We start from the raw sequence: 629 nt of genomic DNA, 5'->3' as shown, positions 1-629 counted from the left end.
GTTCCATACGAGGGCCTCCCCGCAAGGGGTAGGCCCTCGTATGCGTTGTGCCGCCGATTTCCGGCAGCATCAGGAAGGATGTACCCGTGAACTCGAGTTCCAACGACAAGCCCGGACAGGACTCGTCCGGCCAGGCCGGCCGCGGAGGCGGTGGGCCTCGCGCCGAGAGGGGCGGGTACGACCGTTCTCACGGCAAGCGCGAAGGCTTCCGCCGCGACGGCGACCGCGCCCGTGGTTTCGACGGCGGCTACGACAAGCCGCGTGGCACCGGTGAGCGAGGCGCGCCCCGGCGTGACGGTGACGACCGCGGCGGTTTCCGCGCCGGCGGCGACCGTCGTGAGGGCGGCTTCCGCAGCGCAGGCGACCGGACCGGCGGTGACCGGGGCGGGTTCCGTGGTGGTGACCGGGACCGCACCGGCGGTAGCCGGGAGGGCGGGTTCCGCAGTGGCGGTGACCGCCCCAGTTACGGTGACCGTTCCGGTGGCAGCCGTGAGGGTGGCTTCCGTCCGGGTGGCGATCGCGGTGGGTTCTCCCGCGGTGGCGACCGTCCGGGTTACGGCGACCGTTCCGGCAGCCGCGAAGGCGGGTTCCGTGGTGGTGACCGGGACCGCACCGGCGGTAGCCGGGAG

At 73.3% G+C, this 629-nt stretch carries 1 pseudogene; it reads right to left on the bottom strand.

Annotation, left to right across the window (positions count from 1 at the left end):
• Positions 1-629: pseudogene (locus tag Cco03nite_RS42110) on the bottom strand (hypothetical protein); the annotation flags it as partial.

Source organism: Catellatospora coxensis, assembly GCF_016862635.1.
GTDB lineage: Bacteria > Actinomycetota > Actinomycetes > Mycobacteriales > Micromonosporaceae > Catellatospora > Catellatospora coxensis.
The sequence above is the reverse complement of the archived record's forward strand: the minus strand, read 5'-3'. Positions and strand labels throughout refer to the sequence as shown.